This window comes from Afipia sp. GW822-FHT04G07 (genome assembly GCF_058800765.1).
The window spans coordinates 3330015-3354755 of the sequence record NZ_JBXAMP010000001.1 but is presented as its reverse complement, the minus strand read 5'-3'; the positions used below and the strand labels follow the sequence as shown (position 1 = coordinate 3354755).

25 protein-coding genes are annotated in these 24741 nt (G+C 61.6%); 9 read left to right on the top strand and 16 right to left on the bottom strand.

Features of this window, described 5'->3' with window-relative positions; genetic code table 11:
* Nucleotides 1-157: 157 nt before the first annotated feature.
* Nucleotides 158-1012, top strand: a complete 855-nt coding sequence (locus AC1RKJ_RS16440; RefSeq protein WP_492791986.1) for an SDR family NAD(P)-dependent oxidoreductase — start codon at nt 158-160, stop codon at nt 1010-1012.
* Nucleotides 1013-1030: 18 nt separating this feature from the next.
* On the opposite strand, the gene AC1RKJ_RS16435 is transcribed toward AC1RKJ_RS16440, so the two are convergent.
* From AC1RKJ_RS16435 to dnaG, 5 genes are all read right to left on the bottom strand, one after another.
* Complete coding sequence (locus AC1RKJ_RS16435; protein WP_492791985.1) at nt 1031-1441, bottom strand: DUF4345 domain-containing protein; 411 nt, start codon at nt 1439-1441, stop codon at nt 1031-1033.
* A gap of 179 nt (nt 1442-1620) precedes the next feature.
* The gene (locus tag AC1RKJ_RS16430) at nt 1621-2394 is read right to left on the bottom strand and encodes a DUF5131 family protein (RefSeq protein ID WP_492791984.1); all 774 of its coding nucleotides are present in this window, start codon (nt 2392-2394) and stop codon (nt 1621-1623) included.
* A 10-nt stretch (nt 2395-2404) separates the two neighbouring features.
* Nucleotides 2405-3505, bottom strand: a complete 1101-nt coding sequence (locus tag AC1RKJ_RS16425) for a three-Cys-motif partner protein TcmP (protein ID WP_492791983.1) — start codon at nt 3503-3505, stop codon at nt 2405-2407.
* A gap of 235 nt (nt 3506-3740) precedes the next feature.
* A complete protein-coding gene (gene rpoD, locus AC1RKJ_RS16420) occupies nt 3741-5870 on the bottom strand; it encodes an RNA polymerase sigma factor RpoD (RefSeq protein ID WP_492791982.1) in 2130 nt (709 codons plus the stop codon).
* Nucleotides 5871-6104: 234 nt separating this feature from the next.
* The gene (gene dnaG, locus AC1RKJ_RS16415; RefSeq protein WP_492791981.1) at nt 6105-8135 is read right to left on the bottom strand and encodes a DNA primase; all 2031 of its coding nucleotides are present in this window, start codon (nt 8133-8135) and stop codon (nt 6105-6107) included.
* Between the two features lie 135 nt (nt 8136-8270).
* Here dnaG and AC1RKJ_RS16410 point away from each other — a divergent pair, with 135 nt between their 5' ends.
* Entirely contained in the window at nt 8271-8894 is a 624-nt protein-coding gene (locus tag AC1RKJ_RS16410; protein WP_492792773.1) for a cysteine hydrolase family protein, read from the top strand.
* A 1-nt stretch (nt 8895) separates the two neighbouring features.
* On the opposite strand, the gene AC1RKJ_RS16405 is transcribed toward AC1RKJ_RS16410, so the two are convergent.
* The 3 genes from AC1RKJ_RS16405 to AC1RKJ_RS16395 all read right to left on the bottom strand — a co-directional run bounded on the left by AC1RKJ_RS16405 (nt 8896) and on the right by AC1RKJ_RS16395 (nt 11176).
* The gene (locus tag AC1RKJ_RS16405) at nt 8896-9294 is read right to left on the bottom strand and encodes a gamma-glutamylcyclotransferase family protein (protein WP_492791980.1); all 399 of its coding nucleotides are present in this window, start codon (nt 9292-9294) and stop codon (nt 8896-8898) included.
* 6 nt (nt 9295-9300) lie between these two features.
* Nucleotides 9301-10122, bottom strand: a complete 822-nt coding sequence (locus tag AC1RKJ_RS16400; RefSeq protein ID WP_492791979.1) for a transglutaminase-like domain-containing protein — start codon at nt 10120-10122, stop codon at nt 9301-9303.
* A 163-nt stretch (nt 10123-10285) separates the two neighbouring features.
* Nucleotides 10286-11176: a transglutaminase family protein gene (locus AC1RKJ_RS16395; protein ID WP_492792772.1), complete on the bottom strand. Its 891-nt coding sequence runs from the start codon at nt 11174-11176 to the stop codon at nt 10286-10288.
* Between the two features lie 111 nt (nt 11177-11287).
* Here AC1RKJ_RS16395 and AC1RKJ_RS16390 point away from each other — a divergent pair, with 111 nt between their 5' ends.
* Entirely contained in the window at nt 11288-12100 is an 813-nt protein-coding gene (locus tag AC1RKJ_RS16390) for an N-formylglutamate amidohydrolase (RefSeq protein ID WP_492792771.1), read from the top strand.
* Nucleotides 12101-12104: 4 nt separating this feature from the next.
* On the opposite strand, the gene AC1RKJ_RS16385 is transcribed toward AC1RKJ_RS16390, so the two are convergent.
* On the bottom strand, nt 12105-13082 hold the full coding sequence (locus AC1RKJ_RS16385) for a DUF3592 domain-containing protein (RefSeq protein ID WP_492791978.1): 978 nt from the start codon (nt 13080-13082) through the stop codon (nt 12105-12107).
* Between the two features lie 2 nt (nt 13083-13084).
* Nucleotides 13085-13702 carry a LysE family translocator gene (locus tag AC1RKJ_RS16380; RefSeq protein WP_492791977.1) on the bottom strand — a complete coding sequence of 206 codons (618 nt, stop codon included), beginning with the start codon at nt 13700-13702 and terminating at the stop codon, nt 13085-13087.
* 129 nt (nt 13703-13831) lie between these two features.
* Here AC1RKJ_RS16380 and AC1RKJ_RS16375 point away from each other — a divergent pair, with 129 nt between their 5' ends.
* Genes AC1RKJ_RS16375 through AC1RKJ_RS16365 form a run of 3 tightly spaced genes read left to right on the top strand, consistent with a single transcriptional unit; the run spans nt 13832 to nt 15115 of the window.
* Nucleotides 13832-14146, top strand: coding sequence for an ArsR/SmtB family transcription factor (locus AC1RKJ_RS16375; RefSeq protein WP_492792770.1), 315 nt, complete (start codon nt 13832-13834; stop codon nt 14144-14146).
* A complete protein-coding gene (locus AC1RKJ_RS16370) occupies nt 14139-14600 on the top strand; it encodes an SRPBCC family protein (protein ID WP_492791976.1) in 462 nt (153 codons plus the stop codon). Before AC1RKJ_RS16375 ends, AC1RKJ_RS16370 begins: the two co-directional genes overlap by 8 nt.
* Nucleotides 14600-15115, top strand: a complete 516-nt coding sequence (locus tag AC1RKJ_RS16365; RefSeq protein WP_492791975.1) for an SRPBCC family protein — start codon at nt 14600-14602, stop codon at nt 15113-15115. The genes AC1RKJ_RS16370 and AC1RKJ_RS16365 overlap by 1 nt, the downstream gene beginning before the upstream one ends.
* Here the strand turns inward: AC1RKJ_RS16365 and AC1RKJ_RS16360 are convergent.
* From AC1RKJ_RS16360 to AC1RKJ_RS16345, 4 genes are all read right to left on the bottom strand, one after another.
* Nucleotides 15112-16722 carry an acyl-CoA synthetase gene (locus tag AC1RKJ_RS16360; protein WP_492791974.1) on the bottom strand — a complete coding sequence of 537 codons (1611 nt, stop codon included), beginning with the start codon at nt 16720-16722 and terminating at the stop codon, nt 15112-15114. The two genes, AC1RKJ_RS16365 and AC1RKJ_RS16360, sit on opposite strands and share 4 nt — an antisense overlap.
* A gap of 29 nt (nt 16723-16751) precedes the next feature.
* Nucleotides 16752-17207, bottom strand: coding sequence for a GatB/YqeY domain-containing protein (locus tag AC1RKJ_RS16355; RefSeq protein ID WP_492791973.1), 456 nt, complete (start codon nt 17205-17207; stop codon nt 16752-16754).
* 72 nt (nt 17208-17279) lie between these two features.
* Nucleotides 17280-17981: an alpha/beta fold hydrolase gene (locus tag AC1RKJ_RS16350; RefSeq protein ID WP_492791972.1), complete on the bottom strand. Its 702-nt coding sequence runs from the start codon at nt 17979-17981 to the stop codon at nt 17280-17282.
* Nucleotides 17982-17996: 15 nt separating this feature from the next.
* The gene (locus AC1RKJ_RS16345; protein ID WP_492791971.1) at nt 17997-19589 is read right to left on the bottom strand and encodes an AMP-binding protein; all 1593 of its coding nucleotides are present in this window, start codon (nt 19587-19589) and stop codon (nt 17997-17999) included.
* Nucleotides 19590-19740: 151 nt separating this feature from the next.
* On the opposite strand from AC1RKJ_RS16345, the gene carA reads away from it, so the two are divergent.
* A complete protein-coding gene (carA, locus tag AC1RKJ_RS16340) occupies nt 19741-20931 on the top strand; it encodes a glutamine-hydrolyzing carbamoyl-phosphate synthase small subunit (protein WP_492791970.1) in 1191 nt (396 codons plus the stop codon).
* Nucleotide 20932: 1 nt separating this feature from the next.
* Here carA and AC1RKJ_RS16335 read toward each other — a convergent pair whose 3' ends face one another.
* Nucleotides 20933-22480: a cation:proton antiporter gene (locus AC1RKJ_RS16335; RefSeq protein WP_492791969.1), complete on the bottom strand. Its 1548-nt coding sequence runs from the start codon at nt 22478-22480 to the stop codon at nt 20933-20935.
* Nucleotides 22481-22725: 245 nt separating this feature from the next.
* On the opposite strand from AC1RKJ_RS16335, the gene AC1RKJ_RS16330 reads away from it, so the two are divergent.
* Nucleotides 22726-23169, top strand: a complete 444-nt coding sequence (locus AC1RKJ_RS16330; protein ID WP_492791968.1) for a PaaI family thioesterase — start codon at nt 22726-22728, stop codon at nt 23167-23169.
* 79 nt (nt 23170-23248) lie between these two features.
* On the opposite strand, the gene AC1RKJ_RS16325 is transcribed toward AC1RKJ_RS16330, so the two are convergent.
* Nucleotides 23249-23773, bottom strand: a complete 525-nt coding sequence (locus AC1RKJ_RS16325; protein WP_492791967.1) for a Dps family protein — start codon at nt 23771-23773, stop codon at nt 23249-23251.
* Between the two features lie 179 nt (nt 23774-23952).
* Between AC1RKJ_RS16325 and AC1RKJ_RS16320 the strand changes: the two genes are divergently transcribed.
* Nucleotides 23953-24648, top strand: coding sequence for a class I SAM-dependent methyltransferase (locus tag AC1RKJ_RS16320; protein ID WP_492791966.1), 696 nt, complete (start codon nt 23953-23955; stop codon nt 24646-24648).
* Nucleotides 24649-24741 lie beyond the last annotated feature (93 nt).

Genomic DNA, 24741 nt, shown 5'->3' with positions numbered 1-24741 from the left:
GCCCGCCGTTCAAATCCCGAATGCGCGTGCAAACTCAACCGGTTCGGCAACCGCCCACGGCGCGTGACATATTCCCGCTCACAAGCGAAGCTAAATTGGGGCAGCGCTGTTTCATGCGGCCTGCGCTTCGACATCAACATCGTCCCGGAGAAGTCACGTGTCCCATCCCGCCCTCACCCCGAATGCCGTCGCGGTCATCACCGGCGGCGCCTCCGGCATCGGCCTCGCCGCCGCCAGTCATTTCGCCAGGCTCGGCCTGAAAGTCTGCATCGCGGACCACGACGACGAGAAGCTCGCCCGCGCAGCTGAACTGCTGACCTACGTGGCGCCCGGCGGCAGCGACAACATCATGTCGCTCGCGATCGACGTCAGCCATCGCGAACAGATCGAACGGCTGGAATCCGCCGTGCGCGCGCGGTTCGGCGGCACCGACGTGCTGATGAACAATGCCGGCATCCAGCCCGGCAGCCAGATGTTCGGCCCGGCGAATACGTGGCAGCACGTCCTCAACGTCAACCTGTGGGGCATCATCCACGGCGCACAGGTGTTCGCGCCGGGCATGATCGCGCGCGGCGAGCCGGGGCTGATCATCAACACCGGCTCCAAGCAGGGCATCACCACGCCGCCGGGCGACCCGGCCTACAACGTCGCCAAGGCCGGCGTGAAGGCGTTCACCGAGGCGCTGCAGCACGAACTGCGCAACACGCCCGATTGTCAGGTGAGCGCGCATCTGCTGATTCCGGGTTTTGTCTTTACGGGCCTTACCGCGCGCAACCGCACGGAAAAGCCTGCAGGCGCATGGACGGCGGACCAGACCATCGAGTTCATGATCGACAGTCTCGGCAAAGGCGATTTCTATATTCTCTGCCCGGACAACGACGTGCCGCGCGCGCTCGACGAGAAACGCATGACATGGGCGATGGGCGATATCGTGGAGAACCGCCCGCCGCTGTCACGCTGGCATCCGGATTACGCAGAGGCGTTTAAGAGGTTTGTAGAGGGCGGAAAGTAACGCCGCGCCCATCGGCAGTCAGTTCGGCGATCCGCCCATCGCGCGGTTGGTGACGATCTGCGCCGCGATGATGATCCACGGCAGCACCAGTTCAGGAACCAGATAGCCGATCCAGACCGCCGCCGGTTCGGGCAGGCCGACCTTGGTGATCGACAGCACGCGGCCGAGGCCGCCCAGCAGCACCGTGAGCGCGAGCAGGAAGACCAGCGTGTTGTGCTGACGGATGGTCGCCGCAACCCAGAGCCCGGTGACGCCCGACATCAGATAGATGCCGCCCATGAAGCGATGCACGTTGTCGAGCCGCGGCGATGTCTCCGGCTGGCCGAGATACATCTGCAGCGTGCCGCCGAAGATGGCGATGGCTCCCGCCAGAAAAAGACACACCTGCGCGACGCGCTGGCTGAGCAATATCGGTTCACTGGCGGTCATGGCAAAAATTCCCGTTTTCAAATCACTTGTTAAAATGCCGCCAGCCTACATGAAAGAGGCGGCGTATAGCTGCGGCGGAGAAAAGCGTCTCGCCCGACCGTCGCACTCTTGGTTCACATCAAAGATTAAGTGAGGCGCTCAAAAGGAAAGCGGGCATCGGTGATGACGCTTTGTTCCTCTTAAACAGCTACATGAGGCTCGGACAACCATTTCCGAAGCGGTGTTTCATCCCAAGTTCTGCCATCGAGAACTCTGCCCGTTTTCTTTTTGTTTACGCCACCCCATTGTTTGAAATGGAAGGCGACATTCGCCGCATTACACTGATCTCTGATCGATCTGACCCATTCCGGGTTCATAGCGCGAGCGCCCGGTCCACTTTCCCCTCCGGCAATAGCCCAATCGATATCCTTGAGATTTAAACTATCCAGCGGACCAAGGAGTGGCTCCAAGCTCAAAAACTTTATTTCAGCGCCAGTACGGCGCAAAGCATCAATACGCCAAGTGAATTCCTTGCTCTCGACACTGACGCCGAGCCAGACGTTCTTTGGCCAAGCCAGTTCAGAAGATAGAGACTCAACTCTCTCAGCCCTCTTTGTGAGCACCTGATAAGTGTGCTGTGGCGTGGAGACCATCGTGTTAAAAACGTCACGAATAAAATCAAAAGGAACATCCTCGTGAAAAAGGTCTGACATTGAATTCACGAAAATGACTTTTCCTTTTCTCCAAGTCCGCGGTAATTCCAGCGCCTTTCTATCGAGGACAATCTTGCCGTTCCATTTGGCTCGGCCGCCACTAATCCTTGTCGTACCAGCGTATTTTGTTTGGCCCATTCTCTCTAAGCGGCTTGCTAAGCGCATGGCATAACAATTGGTGCATCCGGGCGAGATGATTGTGCATCCACCAACGGGGTTCCAAGTTGCTTCAGTCCACTCAATTGATGAGTTTGTGGCCATCTATTCTTCCCTATGGAAACGTGACCATGACATGGTCGGCAAAGGTATCTTTTTTTCGCTTATCGGGGTTAGCCTTTATTCTGCCTTCAACTTCTAGAGCGAGAAGCGCGTCTTTATAATTCTTCTTGATGAACGGCGTATCGACGCTGTGTTGTTCGTAAATTCCTTTCATTGATAGCGTTTCACCCGCAAAGATTTTTGGAAGCTCATCTTTCAGTCCATCAAATGGCCTAGCCAAGGAAAAGAGAAGCGGTGTTGATGCATCTGCGGGTGAGTAAGTGAATGAAGGAACCCCCTGATCCGCCACAGAGCTTTCCTTTGCCATGATGTCCTTCATAATTTCGTATCCCTTAAAGTGTTTCGATACGAAAATTAAGCTGTGAGAGGTGCGTGTCCCCTTCGCGTTTTTAAAGCGAAATGGAAGGACATATTTTCCGCCCATCGCTTTAATGGCCTGCGCCAACTCCTCCAATATCACTTCCTCCCGTTTCTCGGGGCTCATGTCCGGAAGTATCGTTCGGAGCTTTTCGGCGACAGCCTCGCCGAAAAGTGCATCCATGTGCGATTTCACCGCCGGATTTGAAATGCCGGCATTGATCCTGTTGTAGTTAAAAAAGAAGACGCAATCGCATCCCCAATCTTTGATAAAGCCGTTTACAATCTTTAGAGAGAGACCCTTGTAGCCGAACGGGTCAACAAAAGAGAACGACGGAATAAGACGCGTCTCGTTGAAATAGCTTTCTGCATCCTTGTCTACTTCGCCGCACGAAATATGCGGCTTGAAGGCGAGCGTTTCGATCCCTTCGAGTTTTTCAATCTCCGTCTGCAAAGCATTTGTATGGTCTTTGTTAGCGTCATTGAAAAAGGTAACAAGCATTTGCTTTAGATCAGGATCTTCAATCGCACGCTCTAGGATCATAAGAGGCGTTGAAGCTGCACCATCTTTGTAACGCCCCGGCCCGGCGTACAAATCGATATATGCAACCTTCTTTTCTCGTTGTTTAGCGGTCGGAATAATTACTTTCGCCCAGACGTAAAAATACTTTTGTACGATGCGAGCCTTCACTTCAGATTGGTCGGATCGCTCGTCGAAAAATTTGACCTGCGCCATTGCCCCACTTTCTGATGATGGATTCGTGCAGGAGCATAACAACACCATAGACAATATTCCTAATAGGAACATATCATGAACATTATTGATGCGCAACTCTCTGCATACAAAAACGGCGGACCTTTCGGCCCGCCGTTTTGTTTCTGGGTCCCCGCTTCCGCGGGGACGACATCGCGAGAGTTGCTGGTCATCCTTCGAGGCTCGGGCTTCGCCCTCGCACCTCAGGATGACGCACTCAGTTATCCAAGAAACTCCGCAACTTCCTTGACCTCGACGGATGCTTCAGCTTGCGCAGCGCCTTCGCCTCGATCTGACGGATGCGTTCGCGGGTCACCGAGAACTGCTGGCCGACTTCTTCCAGCGTGTGGTCGGTGTTCATGCCGATGCCGAAGCGCATGCGCAGCACGCGCTCCTCGCGCGGCGTCAGCGACGCCAGCACGCGGGTCGTGGTCTCGCGCAGGTTGCTCTGGATCGCCGCATCGATCGGCAGGATCGCGTTCTTGTCCTCGATGAAATCGCCGAGATGCGAATCCTCCTCGTCGCCCACCGGGGTTTCGAGCGAGAGCGGCTCCTTGGCGATCTTGAGAACCTTGCGCACCTTCTCCAGCGGCATGCCGAGCTTCTCGGCCAGTTCTTCCGGGGTCGGCTCGCGGCCGATTTCGTTCAGCATCTGACGCGAGGTGCGCACGATCTTGTTGATCGTCTCGATCATGTGCACCGGAATACGGATGGTTCGCGCCTGATCGGCGATCGAGCGCGTGATGGCCTGACGAATCCACCACGTCGCATAGGTCGAGAACTTGTAGCCGCGGCGGTATTCGAACTTGTCGACCGCCTTCATGAGGCCGATGTTGCCTTCCTGAATGAGATCGAGGAACTGCAAGCCGCGGTTGGTATATTTCTTGGCGATGGAAATCACGAGACGGAGGTTCGCCTCGACCATTTCCTTCTTGGCCTGACGCGCTTCGCGCTCGCCCTTCTGCACGCCGTGCACGATCTTGCGGAATTCGCCGATCTCGAGCCCGGTCAATCCGGCCAGCTGCTGGATCTCGTGACGCAGTTCCTTGATGCGATCCTTCTCCACCGCGACGAAATTCTTCCAGCCCTTGGCGGCCAGTTTCGAGACGCGGTTGAGCCAGCGCGGATCAAGCTCCGAGCCGACATAATTTTTCAGGAAGTCGTCGCGGCCCACGCCGTGGCTGTCACCCAGACGGAAGAGACGGCCCTCAAACGACACCAGCTTCTTGTTGATGTCGTACAACTGCTCGACCAGCGAATCGATACGCGCCTGGTTGAGCCGCAGCGACTTCACCTCGACGACGATTTCGTCCTTCAGCTTCTTGTACTTGCGCTCCTGCGCGGGCGAGAGCGTTTCGTTCTGAAGCTGGTTCTGGATGTCCTGCTCCTGAAGACGGCGCAGCTTCTTGTACTCGCTTGCGATCTTGTCGAAGGTCTCGACGACCTTCGGCTTCAGCTCGGCCTCGATGGCCGCGAGCGACATCTGGTTCTCGAACTCGTCGTCCTCGTCGTCGTCCGCGGCGGGGCTTGCACCGGCGTCGCCTGCGGCGGGCGCGGGGCGGAACGGCGTCGCCGACGGAGGCGCTGCGGGCGCCGCGGCGGCCTGCGCGGGCATCACCTGCACGGTGCCGTCGGCGTTGATGATGGCATTGGTCTGCTGACCGTCCGGACCGACGGGGCCTGCGATCATCGCAGGATTCATGTTGTTCTTGGCGTCGGGACCGGCGTAGGTCGCTTCAAGATCGATGATGTCGCGAAGGAAGATCTTTCCTTCGTTGAGTTCGTCGCGCCAGATGATGATGGCCTGGAAGGTCAGCGGGCTTTCGCAGAGACCCGCGATCATCGCCTCGCGGCCAGCCTCGATGCGTTTGGCGATGGCGATTTCGCCTTCGCGCGACAACAGCTCGACGGTGCCCATTTCGCGCAGATACATGCGGACCGGATCGTCGGTGCGCTCGCCGGGCTCGGACTTCTTGGTTTCGGTGACGGCCTTGGAAGTGACCTCGACGAGTTCGTTGTCGGTCTCGTCGGCTTCCTCTTCCTGCTTCTCCTCGTCCTCGTCCGCGGCGTCGTCGGATTCCGACACGTTGATGCCCATGTCGGAGAGCATCGCCATGATGTCTTCGATCTGTTCGGGCGAGGTGGTGTCGGACGGAAGCACTTCGTTGAGCTGATCGAAGGTCACGAAGCCGCGCTTCTTGGCCTGCTTGATCATCTTCTTGACGGCGGCGTCGGACAGGTCGAGCAACGGCGACGGAGCATCCGCCCCATCCTTCTCAGGAGTCTCGGCGGCCTTCTGATCTTTTTCTTTATCCTTGACCGCTACCGTCTTTGCCTTGATGGCCATTCACTGCTCCTGAAACGCGCTCACGACGTGGGCGTCGCAGCCCGCGTGAAAAATGTTGGTCCGCTTTTATGCGGAAAGGGCGGCGCTTTTGAAGGCACCACCCGGGCCGAATGTGTAGGTATGGCCGAAGGCCGTTAAGCTTCGATTAACCCTGTTTTTGCGGGTAAAAACCCGGTTTGGCGAGTCTTTTTAAGGCCTTGGCGCCGGGTTTAAAGGCCTCCCGCAGCGATTTCGTCAGCTTGTGCGCTGGAACCGGCCCGAGGATTCACCGAAACCCTCGATCAGCGCCTCAAGTCCGTCCACTTCGGCCAGCCGGGCTTTCACATCGCGCAGCCAATTCAGGTTCTGATCGCTGCTGTCTTGCCCTAGCGCCAGTTCGGCGTCCTTGAGTTCTCTAAGTAAGGAGTGCCATTGGCGATGCAAGGCAACAAGCTGGTGCCAGGTGGAAAGAACATCCTCCTGCGCGGCCCCCGCCTGCGCGGCCCAGACATCCTTGGTTGTGAGCGAACGCTCAACACGTTGAATTTGCTCGGAATATCCGGATTTATCGAGACTGGCCCGCAGCCGCGCGCTTTCCGCCGCGGGATCGTCGGTGTGCGAATAATTCGAAAAGGCCCCGATAATGGCGGCGCGCAGCTTGTGCGCCTCGGGATGCGCCAGTTCGAGCGCGGCCGCATCCTCGAGATGATCGTGCAAAAGCCAGGGATGATTGATCAGCGACAGCAGGATCAGGGCCTCGCGCCGCGAGAGCGCGCTGCGCTGGCCGCGCATGATGGAAGACCCCGCGAACTGGGGGCTCGCGACCTGATAGGGCGACCGGTTGATGGTGCGCGGACCTGTGGATAGCCCGCCCCGGGCGTCGTTCCGCCCGGCCCCGCCGGGCACAAACGGCGCGCGCGGCTGAAAACGCCGCCCTGATTCGCTGCCGAAGCCGCCCTGATTGGGGCCACGAAAACCGCCGGCGTTGCCTCGATAGTTTCCCTGATAATTTCCCTGGGGCGCGAACGCATTGCGCAGCCGCTCCGAAAAATCCTGCCGGTAATAGCGCCGCACGACCTCATCGCGGATGCCGTTGGTGAGGTCGTTGATGCGGGCTTCCAGCGCCGCGCGGCGTTCCGGCGTGGCGAAACTGCCGCCTTCAATCTCGCGCGACCACATCACCTCGGCGAGCGGCTTTGCGACCGCGATGACTTCCTCGATCGCGCCGCGCCCGCCGGAGCGCGCGAGATCGTCCGGGTCCTGCCCTTCCGGCAGCAAGGCGAAGCGCAGACTCTTTCCGGGCTTCAAATGCGGCAGCGCCAGATCGGCGGCGCGGAACGCCGCGCGCTTGCCCGCGCCATCGCCGTCGAAACAGAGGATCGGCTCGTCGGCCATCTTCCACAGCAACGCCAGTTGATTTTCGGTGAGCGCCGTGCCGAGCGGCGCGACGGCTCCGGCAAAACCTGTGGTGACCAGCGCGATCACATCGACATAGCCTTCCGCGACAATCAGCGGCGCGCCGTCATGGGTCGCCTGCCGCGCGGTCGCGATGTTGTAGAGATTGTCGCCCTTGTGAAACAGCGGCGTTTCCGGCGAGTTCATGTACTTCGCGGGCACGTCCTTTTCGAGCGCACGTCCGCCGAAGGCGATGACGCGGTTGCGCGCGTCGGTGATGGGGAACATCACGCGATCCCGGAAACGATCATACGGCACGGGAATCTCGTCGCCCGCGACCAGCAATCCGGCCTCGATCATGTCGTCCACCGGAATGCCGAGGCCGCCCAAATGCTCCTTCAGCGCAAAACGTTCAGCGGGTGCGTAACCGAGGCGGAACTGCAACTGCGTTGCGGGCGAGATGGCGCGGTCGCCGAGATAGCCGCGCGCTTTCGCGCCGTTGCGCGAGGTCAATGTGTCGGCAAAGAATTTCGCGGCGAGGTCCATCACGTCGTAAAGCGTCTTGCGGCGCTGTTCGTGGCGCGCGGCATCCGGCGTCACCGCGGGCAGCGGCATCCCCGCCATCGATGCGAGGCGCTCGACGGCCTCGGGAAAGCCGACGCCTTCGGTTTCCATCACGAAGGAGATGATGTCGCCGTGCTTGTTGCTGGAGAAGTCGTGATAAAAACCCTTCTGGTCGTTGACCGTGAAGGACGGCGTCTTCTCCTGATGGAACGGCGACAGCCCCTTCCATTCCTTGCCCGCCCGCTTCAACTTCACGCGCTTGCCCACGACTTCCGAAACCGGAAGCCGGGCGCGCAGTTCGTCGAGGAATTGGGGCGTGAAGCGCATGAGAATCGGAGCCTTTTCAACCGACCACCAATATAGGCTCGCGGGACCGATCCCCCAACGGAAGCCGGATTGTCCCCGTTCATCACAGGCACTATTGTCCAGCTCCGCCGAAATAACTCAATGAAAGCAAGAAAAATGGCCCCTGCCCCGAAAACGCTGCTCCAGATCGCCGGCGCGCCGCTGCATCCGAGCGCGCTCGATAAATCCGCTCTCGTCATCATCGACGCCCAGCTCGAATACACCAAAGGGAGCCTGCCGCTGGACGGGGTCGACGCCGCCATCGTCGAAGCCGCCAAGCTGCTGAAACTGGCGCGGGAGCGCGGCGTTCCGGTGTTCCATATCGTCCAGCACGCGCCGTCGGGCCGTCCGCTGTTCGCGGAGGACGGACCCACCGCCGCGATTGTCTCGCTGCTGACGCCCGCCGCCGGCGAAGTCGTGGTGCGCAAGAACCTGCCGAATTCATTCGCCGGCACCGATCTCGATGCGCTGGTGAAAAGCACCGGCCGCAGCGAACTGATCCTGGCGGGCTTCATGACCCACATGTGCGTCAGCGCCACCGCCCGCGCCGCGCTCGATCTGAAATACCGCACCACCATTGTCGCCAACGCCACCGCGACGCGCGATCTGCCGGATCCGCTCGGCGGCACCATCCCGGCGAGCGTGGTCCATCGCGTGGCGCTGTCGGAACTCGCGGATCGTTTTGCCATCGTGGTGAAGGACACCGCGGCGTTGACGGCGCCGGCGCAGGCCGTGGCCTGAGCTACGGCTCCACCGCATCGAACCGGCCGGACACGATGCGCGTCAGCTTTTCGACGGGCCAGTTGTAGACATAGACCCAGGCCTCAATACTGGTCCCGTCGGACAGCATTACAGTTTGAAGACGCCGCAGATACTGGGTGGGCTCGGCGTCATTCGGGCCGCATCCCTCGTAGCGGTCCAGCGCCGTCAAAAGAACCGTGTCCGGCAACTCGTAGACGTCGCCGGCGACCCATTCATCGGGCACGCTGGACGCAACGACGCCCGGATAGTGCGTGATGCGATAAAGCCGGCCGTTGTAACGCGCCGCGCCCAGATAGCTCGCACGCGCTGCAAGCTCCTGCGCCATCGGATGCGACGAACCGCGCATCAGGGTGCCATAGACGAACAGACGCTCGGTCATCGCTGGTCAGCCGGCTTTCGTTTCGACGATCTCGTCGCTGATGATCAGAAATTTCTGCAGGACCATCTGCCCGAAAGTCGTCGAGATCGCAACATCGGCCGCATCGCGCCCGGTACCCATCACGATGCGGCCGATGCGCGGCTTGTTGTGGCGCGCGTCGAACGTGTACCACTTGCCGGACAGATAGACCTCGTACCAGCCCGACAGATCCATCGGCGCCGGATCGTAGGGAATGCCAATGTCTCCCATGTAGCCGGTGACATAGCGCGCCGGAATGTTCATGCAGCGGCACAGCGTCAGCGCCAGATGCGCGAAATCGCGGCAGACGCCCTGCTGCTCCTGAAACACATCGTAGGCGGATTTGGTCGGCCGCGCCTGCTGGTAGTCGAACCGCACGTGGTTGTGCACCCATGCATTGATCGCCTGCACACGCTCCCAGCCGGGCGGCGTGTTGCCGAACTGCGCCCACGCGAAATCGGTGAGCCGGTCGGTCTCACAATAGCGGCTCGCCATCAGGTAAAGCAGCACTTCGTCGGGCAGTTGCTCGATCGGCATCTGCTGGGCTTCGGGCACGATCGCGTCGGGCATTCCGGTGTCGCGCACCAGCGCCTCTAGCTTGAACGTGATGCCGCCCGGCGGCGCGGTGAGCCGTCCGCAAATGTTGCCGAAGCTATCATGATAATAGCGGATGCGCACGTTCGGATCGGTGACGATGGTCTCCTCGCCGACAATGTCGCGGGCGCGCGACGGATGTATCCGCATCATGACGACCATCGGCGTTTCCGCCACGGCGGAATAGGAAATCTCGAACCCGACCCGGATCAGCATGCGTGGTGTCCTGAATTCGAAGTTCGCCTCATTTTGCAGCATCCTCCATAGCGAACTTCGAATTCTAAAGGACACCAGAAAACTATAATTTTAGTGTGGCTTTGGTTCGCAAGTCCGCAAAAGAACGAGCCGTAGAAATGATGCGGACTTGCGAACCACCACACTATTCCTTCACATCTTCGCCCACGGAAAGCACATGGATCGTCACGTCCATCCCGAGATGGGCATCGGCCGGCCCCATGTAAGTGCCGTGAAGCGGAATCGCCTGTTGCGGATCGCGCGCCACCGCGACGCGGATGAGATCGCGATTGCCGACGATGCCGTTGGTCGGATCGAACTCGACCCAGCCCGCGCCCGGCAGATAGGCCCGCACCCAGGCATGGGTCGACCCGCCGCCGACATAGCCGTGCGCCTCGTCGCCGGGAATGAAAATGTAACCGCTGACAAAACGCGCGGCGATGCCGAGACGCCGCAGCGCCTCGATCATGAACAGCGCGAAATCGCGGCAGGTACCCGAGCCGATGCTGAGCGTATCGAGCGGATGCTGCGTGCCGTGCTCATGGCGCTTGCGATAACCGAACGACTGCCGCACGCCATGGGTCATGCCGATCAGCAGGTCCAGCGTCCGCGTTCGGTTGCCGTCGCTCAGGAATTGCCGCCCCCATGCCGCCAGCGCACCGTCCGGATCGCTGTATTGCGGCGTCATCGAAGGCGTGAGGTCCGCCAGTTCCTCATGATCGTAGACGAACGGATAGTAATAGGCGTTATCGTCCGGTGTGAGGACGACCTCGTCCAGCGGGTAATGCTCGACGGTCACGGTGGAGTCGAACACCAGCCGGTCCGATGCGGTGTCGAAGTCGGCGATGGCGACGCTGTTTCCGAAGACATCATGAATCCGGCGCAGCGAGGACGGCTGCGGCGAGATGTCGAGCCGCTCCGACAGCACCCGGAGATCGTGGCCGTCGCGCGGACGCAGCATGACCCGATGCTCGCCGAACGACACCGGGCGGTCGTAGCGATACTCGGTCTTGTGGTGAATCGTCAGCAGGGGCATCGTGGCATTTGCGTCGGAAATGTTCATATCTTCAGATCGTACACGCTATCCGGCTTTGATTCCGGCTCATTGTTGGGCTTGAATGCCGCAGCACTAGGCAAAAAACGAGGAATAACCCTGCCCGACGAACCCGACACCTTACGACTCCTTAGCGACGACGAAGTTCCGCCGGTGCTCGAGGAAAATGCCGCGAGCCGTTCGCCGTTCCTTTTCACCTGCGATCATTACGGACGCCTGATTCCCCGCGCGCTCGGCGAGCTCGGCGTGACAGCCGACGAACTGGAACGGCACATCGCCTGGGACATCGGCATCGCGGGTGTCGCGACATTGCTCGCGAAGGACATGGACGTCCATCTGATCGCGCAGCGCTATTCGCGGCTGGTGATCGACTGCAACCGGCCGTTCGACAGTCCGGGCTCGATCCCGCTGATCAGTGAAGCAACCGAGATTCCCGCCAATGGCGGACTCAACCACGAGCAGGTGACCGCGCGCAGGCAGGCGGTGTTCGCACCCTATCATGCGCGCATCGCGCAGGCGCTGGATCACCGCAAGGCGCAGGGGCTGCCCACGATTCTGGTGTCGCTGCATTCGTTCACGCCGGTCTACGCCGGCATCGCGCGGCCATGGCACATCGGCACGCTGTACAACCGCGACGCGCGGCTGCCGCATCTGCTGCGCGACATGCTGCGCAAGGAAGGCGACCTCGTGGTCGGCGACAACGAGCCTTATGCGGTCAGCGACGCGACCGACTACACCATCCCGGTGCATGGCGAACGGCGCAACCTCATGAACACCGGCATCGAGATCCGGCAGGACCTGATTGCGGACCAGAGCGGCCAGCACCAATGGGCGGAACGGCTCGCGCGGCTTTTACGCGAGATCGAAGAGACGCTGCACGCCCGAAAACTGATGCCGGCGGAGTGACGCGCTAACCCTTGATCGCCACGTAATACGCGATGCCCCAGATCGCGATGGCGGAGAGCCACATGATCCACACACCGCTCGCGCGCGGCTCCAGCACCGCCTCCGACGGATTTTGCGGATTGACGTAGACGTCGACGATTTTGCCGTCGGGATATTTTTTCGCGAGGCGCTCCATCATCCAGCGCGATGACGAGGTCACCTGCCCGCCGTAGTTCGCCTGCGTGCTGGAATAGTCGATGTTGTTGTAGCGATAGGCATACGACACCTTTGACTGGAACTGGGTCGTGCCGCGCGTGCGGCCTTGCTCGGGCGCGGCACGGAATTCTTCCAGACCGGACGTCCTGATTCTCCCCTGCACCACAGGCCATTTTCTCGCAAGCGAGGCCCGGCGATGGAACGCCAGCGCGAACAGCGCGATCGCAGCGCCGAACGCGCCAAGCGCCACCGTCATGCCCGACATTTCGGGCCGGGGCAGTTGGGTCGAAACAAAATCGGTCAGCTTGTGAAAACCGATTGCCGAGCCGAACACCAGCCCGACCGCGATCACCACCATCCAGCCGATGCAGCCCCACATGCCTTGCGGCATGTCGCGCTCAAGCACCGCCTCGCCGCGCTTGCTCGGGTTGTAATAGACCGTCACGGCCTTGCCGACGGGATAGCGCGCGATTGTTTCTGCGACCTCGAAATTTCCGCGGTCCTCACCGATGCTGACGCGGTTGTTGCGATAGGTCTGCCCGGCCACGGAATATTCGTAAGTGATATTCGCGAAATTGCGCTCCTCGAAGCGGTGACCGATCTCGCGATCGCTGTCGATCACCTTCACCTTCCGCACTTCGGATTTCGAGACGACAACCTTGCCGGGCGCACTCGGCCAGTCGCTCGCGGCGCGGACTTCGAGATATTTGTAGATCGCCGCGACCACGATGAGGCCGACGGGCGCCAGCAGCATCGCGTAAACGAACCACGGCAGATCCGGCAGCATGTTTACCTCGCACGCGAGAGCGCGAGCCAGATACCGCCGCCGATCATGAAGCCGCCGGAAATGCGCGACACCAGCCGCGCGCGTTGCGCCGAAAGGATCTTGCCTGCGCGTCCGGCGAGCACCGCATAGGCGCCGTCGGTCAACGCCGCAATGACGGTGAAGGTGACGCCGAGCAACACCACCTGCGGCAGGTGATCCTGCTTCATGTCCACGAACTGCGGAATGAACGCGCCGAAGAACACCAGTACTTTCGGATTGCTCAGCAGCACCAGAAAGCCCTGAAGAAAGAATCCGCCACGCGGCGGCGGTGGCGGCTGATCGGTGTTGTCCAGCATGGCCGGGGCCCGCACCAGCTTGACGCCGAGCCAGACCAGATAGGCCGCGCCCGCAAACCGCACCCATTCGAACCAGTAGCCCATGGTCGACATCAGTGTTGTCAGACCGACGGCGATGATTCCGATGATGATGACAAGGCCGAGCTGCGCGCCGGCGATGTTGGTCAATGCCGCGCGCGTGCCGTGACGAAGGCCGTTGGCGATGACCAGCGTCACGATCGGCCCCGGCAGGATTGCCAGCGCAATGCAGGCCGCGACATAGGCGAGATAGACTTCAAGCGACATGATGGTCCCCGATGCACACGGCGGCATCAAAGAGTGAGACGCGGCGCGAATGCAAGGGGTTCATCCCCGTGACAGACGATTTGAGGCGGCGCTTGACAGGCAACCATTTGGTTGCCTATTATCTCAACGATGGATGAAGTCTTCAAGGCGCTGGCGGATGCGTCACGGCGGTCGCTGCTGGATCGGCTTCATGCCCGCAACGGCCAGACGTTGCTCGAACTCTGCGACGGCCTCGCCATGACGCGGCAGGCCGTGACCAAACATCTGGCCATTCTGGAAGCGGCCAATCTCGTGACGTCGCTCAAGCACGGCCGCGAGAAGCTGCACTACCTCAATCCCGTTCCGATCCACGAGATCGGCGAACGATGGATCAGGAAATTCGAGCGCAGCAAGCTCGCCGCGCTCAGCGACCTAAAACGTCAACTGGAGAAGCGTGATGCGTAAGCCGGAATTCGTCTACACGACTTTCATCAAGACCACGCCGGAGAAACTCTGGCACGCCCTGACCGACCGGGAATTCACCGAAAGCTACTGGTTCGGTTGCCACCTGACGTCGGACTGGAAGATCGGCTCTCCGATGCAGATGCACAGGAGTGGCAAGGTGGTGAACGAATGCGTCATACTCGAATCCGATCCGCCGCGCAGACTATCCTACAGCTGGCATTCGGTGTTCGACGCGGAAATGATCAAGGAAAAGCCGTCGCGGGTGACGTTCGTCATCGAGCCGGACGGCACCGCGGTCAAGCTCACCGTGACCCACGAGGACTTTGCGGACGGCAGCAAGACGCTACCCAGCATTTCCGGCGGATGGCCTCTGGTGCTGTCCAGCCTCAAGAGCATCCTTGAAACCGGAAAGCCGCTCGATTTCGATTTGGCGCGCGATGCGGAGAACGCGTGATGGACATCAGCAAGTTCAAACCCTCGCTCGTCTACACAATCTATATTGCCTCGACGCCCGAGAAGGTGTGGGAAGCGCTGACGTCGGCCGAGTACAGCCGGCAGTATTTCTCCGGCTTCGGCGTGGAGGTCGAGGAGCGCGTCGGCGGCGCGTTTGTGCTGCGTGCGCCGGACGGCTCGGTCCACATCAGCGGCGAGGTCATCGCCTACGATCCGCCGCGCAAGCTGATCGTCACCTTCAACGTCAACTGGCCCGGTCTCATCGAGGCGCTCGGCGAGACACTGGTGACCTACGAAATCGAACAGGCGGGCGATGCCGTGCGCCTGACGATGTCCGAGGCCAACGACCGGCCGATCGACGAGGACATTCTCTCCGGCGGCCGCGCGGGTTGGCCCGCGATTCTCTCCAGCCTCAAGAGCGTGCTGGAAACCGGCAAGCCGCTGGCGATCAAGATGGAGCCGCCGCAGCGAATGCTGGCGGCGCTGAAGAAGATGGGGATCAGGATTCCGGGCTAGCCCAGCGCCCGCAAATCGCGGCGCAGCACCTTGCCGGTGGCGGTCATCGGCAGGCTGTCCGCGAACTGGATGTGGCGCGGATATTCGTGGGCGGCGAGTTGCACCTTGACGAAATCCTGAATCTCTTTCGCCAGCGCATCGCCTGCCGTGAAGCCCGGCCGCAACACGATCCAGGCCTTGATCGCTTCGGTGCGGATCGGATCGGGAATTCCGACCACGGCGGACATCGCCACCGCCGGATGTTTCATCAAGGTGTGTTCGATCTCCGCAGGACCGATGCGATAGCCCGCACTGGTGATCACGTCGTCCTCGCGGCTGACGTACCAGAAATAACCATCGTCATCCTGCACGCCGAGATCGCCGGTCAGCAGAAAGCCGCCGGCGTATTTCTTCGCGGTCGCATCGGGGTTCTTCCAGTACTCGATCATCGTGACCGGATTGGGCACGCGCACGCCGACGATGCCGCGCGCGTTGCGCGGTTGCTCCTCGCCGCGCTCGTCGACGATGCGCACATCGAAGCCTGGAGTCGGCTTGCCCATCGATCCCGGCTTGATCGGAAACAGTCTTGAATTGTTGCCGAGCACCAGATTGCATTCAGTCTGGCCGTAGATCTCGTGGACGTTAACGCCGAATGTGGCGTTCACCCACTCGATCAGTTCGGCGCCGAGCGACTCGCCACCGGAGAAGATGCTGCGGAGCTTCACGCCGTCATGTTTGACGCCGGCCTGACGCATCAGCTTCAGCGCGGTCGGCGGCAGGAACACGTTGCGCACGCCATGATCGGCCATCAGCTGCATCGCCGCCTGCGGTTCGAACTTCTTCGCGCGATGACCCAGCATCGGCACGCCGTGATACCACGCCGGAAACAGCGCATCGAACAGCCCGCCGATCCAGGCCCAGTCCGCCGGGGTCCACATCAGGTCGCCCGGCTTCGGGAAAAAATCGTGCGCCATCTCGACATTCGGCAGATGCCCGAGCAGCACGCGATGAGCGTGAAGCGCGCCCTTGGGATTTCCGGTGGTGCCGGAGGTGTAAATGATGATCGCGGGATCGTCCGCGCCGGTATCGACGGTCTCGAAATCCTCGGAGGCATCCTCGATGGATTGCCAGAACGACCGCGCGCCCGCATGGATCGCGCCGTCGGTGACGTAGATGTCTTGCAGATGCGGCAGCCGCTCGCGAATCTTCGACAGCTTCTCAAAGCCGCCCGCGTCCGTAATGACAGCCTTCGCGCCGCTGTTGGAGAGCCGGAATTCCAGCGCGTCCTCGCCGAACAGCGTGAACAGCGGCACCGACACGCAGCCGGAGCGGAACGCGGCCAGATGCGCGATCGGCAATTCCACCGATTGCGACAGAAACACCGCGACACGGTCGCCGCGCACGATGCCATCCGCCCTCAGCACATTGGCGAACCGCTTCGACAGCGCGCTCATCTCGTCGAACGACAGCCGCTGCGTGCCGCCGTCTTCATCGGCATAGATCAGCGCCAGCCTGTCGGAGCCATCGGCGTGACGGTCGCATGCGGCCGTCGCGATGTTGAATTGCGCCGGGATGTCCCAGCGGAAGTTTTTAGTGAGATCGTCGTAGCTGTCGGTTTCGGTGAGCATGGGCACGTCTCCCGATCGATCGCGACGCATTACCCCGCCAGCGCAGCCTTCACCAGTCCGCTGGCCTTGCCGAAATCCATCTGGCCCGCGTACTTCGCCTTCAGTGCGGCGATCACCTTGCCCATGTCCTTCATGCTGGCGGCGCCGGTCTCAGACACGGCCGCGGCGATCGCGGCTTTCACCTCGTCGTCCGACATCTGCTTCGGCAGATAGGCGGCGATGACCGCGATTTCCTCGCGCTCCTGCGCCGCGAGTTCCGGACGGCCGCCCTTGTCGTAAAGCTCGACGGATTCCTGACGCTGCTTAATCATCTTTTGCAGCACGCCGAGAATGTCCTCGTCGCTCAGCGGGGGCTTGCCCTGCCCGCGCGCCTCGATGTCCGAGTTCTTCAGCGTCGAGTTGACCATGCGCAGCGTCGAAAGCTTGCGCTCGTCCTTCGCCTTCATGGCATCCTTGACGGCGTTGTTGATGTCATCGCGCAGCATCGGTGTCTCCCTCGCGGCAAATCGGATTGCCGTTGATTTAGGGGGTTTTGCGCGCCCGCACAACCGACACGGCTACATCTCCAGCCAGTCGAGCAATGCTTCGGTCACCGCCTGCGGCTTCTCCAGCTGCGGGAGATGGCCGCAATCGGGGATCGTGACCAGCTTCGCGCCCGCGATGCCGTTGGCGATCTCGGTGGACATCTCGTTCGGCACCATGTTGTCGGTGTCGCTGGTCAGGACCAGCGTCGGACACTTGATCTGCGCCAGCGTCGGCCGGGAATCTGCCCGCGTCATGATCGCTTCGAGCTGCCAGACGAATGCATCGGGTCCGACGTCGTCAGCCATATCGAGCACGATCCTGTGCAGATGCGCGTCGCGCGCCAGCGCCGGATGCACGAACTTCTCGAACAGCCGGTCCATCACCGCGCGGTATCCGCCGGCCTTGACCTCGGCGATCCAGCCGCGGCGGCGCTCGGCGGCCTCCGGCGTTTCCGGCCGCGCCGACGTATTCAGCAAGGCCAGCCGCGCGATCCGTTCGGGCGCCTGGCGAAACATTTCGAGCACGATGTAACCGCCCATCGAGTGACCCGCGAGCGCAAAGCGCAACGGCGCTTCGGCGAGAATGCGCCGCGCGATCGCCGCCATGTCGCCGCCACGGGCCTGGTTGGCGTGCACCACCGAACTCACGCGCCACAGCTCAGGAACCTGCGGCGCGTAAATGCGCGGCGAGCAGGCGAGACCGGGGACGAGCACGACGGGAAGTGAATTCGGCATGTGACACTCCTGGACCTACGCCACGCCGCGCTTGCGGCCTTCCCAATAAGGCGCGCGCAGCGCCTTGCGGTCGATCTTGCCAAGTCCGGTCACGGGAATGACCTCGACGAAATCGATGGTCTTCGGCGACCACGGCGCACCGCGCTTGTCCTTGACGTGCGCCTGCAATTCCTTCGCGTCGTTGTTCGCGCCGGTCTTGAGCACCACGAAGGCTTTCACCGCCTCGCCCCACTTGTCGTCGGGAATGCCGATCACGGCGGCAGACGCCACCGCGTGATGCGACATCAGCGCGTCCTCGACCTCGCGCGGATAGATATTAAAGCCGCCGGAGATAATCATGTCCTTGGTGCGGTCGACGATATAGTAATAGCCCTCGGCATCCTTCACCGCGACGTCGCCGGTGTGCAGCCAGCCGCCTCTCAGCGTTTCAGCGTTGGCGTCCGGGCGCTTCCAGTAGCCGTCCATCACCAGCGGCCCGCGGACACAGATTTCGCCGGGCTCGCCGATGGGTGCTTCCTTCATGTCCGCGTCGAACAGTTTCACGTCCACAAAGGGGCTGGCGCGGCCGCAGGAGCCGAGCCGTCCGGGCTTGGTCTCGTCGTGATCGATCTTGCGCATGGAGGTGATGACCTGCGGCGCTTCGGTCTGGCCGTACAGCTGCACGAACACCTTGCCGAAGATTTTCATGCCTTCCATCAGGCGATCCGGCGACATCGGCGCCGCGCCATAGACGATCATCTCCAGCGACGACATGTCGTGACGCTTGCGCAAGTCCTCGTTGTCGATCAGCGCATAGATCAGCGTCGGCACGAGGAAGGTCGCGTTGATTTTTTCGGCAGCGACGACGCCGGCATAAACTTCTGGCTCGAAGCCCTGCACCAGCCGCATCAACCCGCCGCGCATCATCACCGGAAACAGCGTCACACCGGCGGCATGGCTGATCGGGGTCGCGGCCAGAAAGCGGATCTGCTCCGGCCAGTCCCAATCCGAATACAGCAGCAGCGTCATCGTCACCAATGAGCGGTGCGACAGCATCACGCCCTTGGAGCGGCCGGTGGTGCCGCCGGTATAGGCCAGAAACGCGATCTCGTGAGACGAGCTTTCGTCGACCAGCGGGGCGGGTTCGGCCTTGGCGAGATCCGGCAGCACGTCGCGCACGCCGTCCATCGGCCCCAGCGAATAGATATTTTTGAGCGAAGGCACGCGGCTTTTGATCGCAAGGCCGCGCGGGCCGAACTTCGCGCCTTCCACGATCAGGAGATCGATCTCGGCATCTTCAATAATAAAGGCGTGGTCGTCCTCCGCCGCCATCGGATGCAGCGGCGTGTAGCGCACGCCCATCACCAGTGCGGCGCAGATCGCGGCCCAGGATTCGGCGCGGTTGCTGGCCAGAATCGACAGCGCGCTGCCCTTCTTCAGGCCGAGCGAGCGGAACAGGCTGATGAAACGGCCGACCGTGTCACCGAATTCACGGTAGTTCCATCGCACCTTGCCGTCGGCCATGGCCGGTAAATCGCCGAACCGCGCCACCGCATTGACGATCAGATTACCGATCGTTCCGCCCGAATGGAGCGCGCGCGTATCCGGCACGCCGTGGATTGAACTCATGAATCCTGTCTCCTGCCTGATACGGCTCTTGGCACGACCGCTTCACGCAGATTAGGGGGCTCATGCGGTCTGTCAAATATGCGGAAACTGCATGTGAATCGGGGTTTTCTTCCTTTGACGCGCCGCGGCGCAGGGGTTATGTGATGCGCTTATGACGACATCAGACAATTCCTCAGCCTGGCCGGACCTCAAGTCGACCGCGCTCCTCGTGCTTGCCGACGGCACCGTGCTTGAGGGCTCCGGCCTCGGCGCGGAAGGCCATGCAGTCGGCGAAGTCTGCTTCAACACGGCGATGACCGGATATGAGGAAATCCTCACCGATCCGTCCTATGCCGGGCAGCTCATCACCTTCACATTTCCCCACATCGGAAATGTCGGCACCAACGACGAAGACATCGAGACGGTGAACATGGCGGCGACGCCGGGCGCACGCGGCGTGATCCTGCGCGCGGCGATCACCGACCCGTCGAACTACCGTTCCGTCAAGCATCTCGATGCGTGGCTGAAGGCGCGCGGCATCATCGGCATCTCGGGTATCGACACACGCGCGCTGACCGCGCTGATCCGCAGCAAGGGAATGCCCAACGCCGTGCTGGCGCACGCCAAGGACGGCAAGTTCGATCTGCACGGCCTCAAGGAAGAAGCCCGCGAATGGCCCGGCCTCGAGGGCATGGACCTCGTGCCGATGGTGACCAGCGCGCAGCGCTTCACCTGGGACGAAACGCCGTGGGAATGGGAAAAAGGTTTCGGCAAGCTCGACAAGCCTGAGTTCAATGTTGTCGCCATCGATTACGGCATCAAGCGCAACATCCTGCGCCTGCTCGCGGGCGAAGGCTGCAAGGTCACGGTCGTGACCGCGAAAACATCCGCCGAAGATATCCTGGCGATGAAGCCGGATGGCGTGTTCCTGTCGAACGGCCCCGGCGATCCGGCGGAAACCGGCAAATACGCCGTGCCCGTGATCCAGAAAGTCATCGCATCCGGCACGCCGACCTTCGGGATCTGCCTCGGCCACCAGATGCTCGGCCTCGCTCTCGGCGGCAAGACCGTGAAGATGCATCAGGGCCATCACGGCGCCAACCATCCGGTGAAAGACCTCACCACCGGCAAGGTCGAGATCACGTCGATGAACCACGGATTCGCGGTCGACAAGACCACGCTGCCGAAGAATGTCACGCAGACGCATATCTCGCTGTTCGACGACTCGAACTGCGGCATCGCGCTGGCCGACAAGCCGGTGTTCTCGGTGCAGTATCACCCGGAAGCATCACCTGGCCCGCGTGACTCGCACTATCTGTTCAAGCGGTTCGCGGACCTGATGCGCGAGAAAAAGCGGGCGTGATTTACGACTTGGCCGCGCTCAGTTCGGCCCAGTCGAATTCCTCTTCCAGCCGATGAAATGCGTCGTCGCCGATCTCGCCTGAGTCGCGCATCTCGAACAGCACCCGCCGTGCAGCCGTGATCGCCTGACGCCGCAGCGGATCCGCCGGAAGCTCGCTCGACGTCAGGCCGTCCGGATTGCTCTCCGATTGTTCGAGCATTTGCCGATATTCGAGCCGCAGCAGTTCCGCCTCGGCGGACGTGTTGCCGTCGAAGGACTCGAGCGCCGCATGGAACGCGGCGCGGCGCGCCCATCCCACCTCGTGACCCACCGGATCGCCATCATCGAGCGCAAGCCATGCCACCAGCGGGCGCAGCGTCAGGCCCTGAATCACAAGCGTGCCCAGCACCACTCCGAATGCCGTGAGCAGGATCAGATCGCGATAGGGAAATCCCTCCGGCAAGGCAAAGGCCGCGGCAAGCGTGACAATGCCGCGCATCCCGCACCATGAAACCAGCACACCACCCTTCATGCTCGGCGGACTGAGCGAGGCGCGATGGGGCTTGAGCCCGAACCGCGCGACGATGGCCCGCATCACCGTGTAGTAGCTCATCACCCAGACGATCCGGGTCAGGATCACGGCGGCCAGCACGCTGGCCGCAACGAGAACGTAGTTCTGCCGGACCGTGCTATCGAGATTTTCCCAGATCGGCCGCAACTGCATCCCGATCAGCACGAACGCCATGACGTTGAGCAGAAAGACCATCGTCTCCCACACGGCATAGGACGGCACGCGCAGCCGCGCGGGCGTATAGGCTGGAACGTTGCGGGCGAGCGTGACCGCATAGACAACGATGGTGAGAATGCCGGAGAGATCGAGTTTCTCGGCGGCAATCCACACGGTGAAGGTGCCGGCGAACTGCATGATGATGGTTGTCGGCACGTCCCTGATGCGTGCAGTGACCAGCATCGAGAGCCGCGCGAGGATGTATCCCGCGACAAGGCTGCCGATGATCGCGACAGCCAGCGAAGGCACGAGGTGGCTTGCGCTCAGCGACGAGGCGAGCGCCGCGCCGACTGCGACGCGATAGATCAGCAGCGCGCTGGCGTCGTTGAGCAGACTTTCGCCTTCGAGAATTTTCAGGGTGCGATACGGCAGCTTGACGCTGCGCAGGATCGCGGTGGCGGCGGCGGCATCCGGCGGCGCGACGATGGCGCCGAGCGCAATCGCCGCGGCCCATGGCATTGCCGGCATCAGCCAGTGCGCGACGAACGCGACTGTCGCCGTGGTGACCCCGACCGCCGCCAGCACCAGCATCGTGACCGGAAGCCAGTTGTCGCGCAGGTCGCGCATCGAGGTGTCGAACGCGGCGTCGAGCAGCACCGGCGCCACGAACAGCGCCAGCGCCAGGTCAGGCTCCAGCGTCCAGTTCGGCGAATTGGGCAGAAATGCAATGCCGATGCCGCCAAGCGCGAGAAACGTCGGATAGGGCACGCCAAGCCGTCGCGCCAGCGCCGACAGCAGCATGGCGCCGAGCATCAGGCCGATGAACCATTCAAAAGCGTGCAAGTCAGCGCCCCGTTGTGTCGTCCCCGCGAAAGCGGGGACCCATACTCACTCACCCATCGTCGGAAACTATTCTAACGCCAGCGGGCCGAAAGCAACACGGCGATTATGGGTCTCGCTATCGCTGGGCGGACGTGGACAGATGACAAACTCCACGCCGCCATGGACGGCAACCGCACTTGCGCGCGCGGGACGAAACTTCTAGGTTTAAATGATAATCATCATCTAATAGCCACGAGCACGATCCGATGACCTCCCCGCCGATTTCAGGCTTTGATTTCTTCAACGGCATCAAGAACGGCACGGTGTCGCCGCCGCCGATGGCGCAACTGTTCGGCATCGAGATCGTCGAGGTCGAGCCCGGCCATATCGTGCTGACCGCGACGCCGAAGGCCGAACACAATAATCCGATGGGGATCACGCATGGAGGCTACGCCGCCGTGCTGCTCGACACCTGCATGGGCGGCGCGATCCATTCCGCGCTGAAGCCGGGTCAGGGCGTGGTGACGCTCGAATACAAGATCAACTTCATGAGGCCGATGTCGCCGAAAACCGGGCTGGTGCGCGGCGAAGGCCGCGTCATCCACACCGGCCGTCAGGCGGGCATGTCGGAAGGACGTTTGTTCGATTCCGCGGGCAAATTGCTGGCGCACGGCACAACAACTTGCCATATCGTCGAGATGAAAGCGTAACTCTTACCCGGGTATGATCTGATCCGAAAACCGGTTTCCACTTTGCGCTAACGCGGCCCTTCGGGTCGGGATCGTGCCTTTACGCCTCGTTGCCGCCCTCCTGGCGGGTCGCCTCGAACAGGAACCAGGTCCGCCGCTCGGTCTCGTCGATGAAGTTCTCGAGGATGCTGGCGGACGCGACGTCGTCGGCATCGTCGCAAACCTTGTGCGCCTTGCGCATGGCCGCGGCGACCTTCTTGTTGTCTTCCATCAATTCGCGAAGCATCTCGCGCGGCGGCACGAACTTCTCGTCATTGTCCTTGATGGTCTGGAGCTTCGCGATCTGGCCGATGGAGCGGATGGTCGTGCCGCCGATCTTGCGGACCCGTTCAGCCAACTGGTCGGTGGTAGCGAAAATCTGGTCGGACTGCTCGTCGAGCAGAAGGTGGTAGTCGCGGAAATGGCGGCCACTGATATGCCAGTGGAAATTCTTGGTCTTCAGGTAGAGGGCAAAGGCATCCGCCAGAAGCGTGTTGAGCGCGGCCGAGACCTTGGTGACATCGGCGCTGTCGAGGTCGGTCGGTGTATCGAGATCAGCCTTTACGGAATTCTTGGTTTTACTCACGGCGAGCCTTCCTGTTACGAGGGTGACGAGAGAACTGGACCGGCGAGTGGACTTCGTTCGCCAGACCATCTAACGCATCCTACCCCCCGCCGGTTCCATGCGGGAACCCTGACCTGAAGGCACGATTTTCTCCCCGGAGTTAAGTTCACTTTCGGGACGTGCCCAATCCGGACAAGCCGATGGACGACTGGATCGACTACTACGATTCAACGCACACGATTTACGTCAACAAGCTGCATCGCGACGTGCATTTTCGCGTGATCGCGAACGACATTCTGGCATATGTCCCATCGCCGGACGCCGTGGTGCTCGACTATTCCTGCGGCGAGGCCTTGTCCGCAGCGCAGGTCGCAGCGTCCTGCCGCGAACTCATTCTCGCCGAGCCTGCGCCCGGCGTGCGCGGACGCCTGACCGCCCGCTTCGGCCCGAACCCGAAAATCGCCGTCCGCTCGCTCGATGACCTTGCGCAATTGCCGAACGCCTCGGTCGATCTCGCCGTGATGATTTCGGTCGCCCAGTACATGACACCGGCCGAACTGGACCGCGCCCTCGGCCTGATGCGGCGCGTGCTGAAGCCCGGCGGCCAGCTCGTGCTCGGCGATATCCTGCGGCCCGAGGTCGGCGCCGTGACCGACGTGATCGCGCTGCTCAGGCTCGCGGCCAAGAACGGCTTCCTGACCGACGCACTGTGGGGTCTGGCGCGCACTGCGCTGTCGGATTACTGGCAGTTGCGCCAGAGCATCGGGTTGCAGCGCTACAGCGAAGCCGACGCGATCGCGAAGCTGACGGCGGCAGGTTTTTCCGCGACGCGCGCCAAAACCAACGTCGGCTACAATCCCGCGCGCATGACCTTCGTAGCCAAACCCCGAACCTGACACCGCCTTTTTCAGGCAGATCCGCAAGCAAGTTTTAACTCTAAAAGCCGTTCACGATGGTGGACAGCAGCGTCGCACGGTAGATTCGTTCAT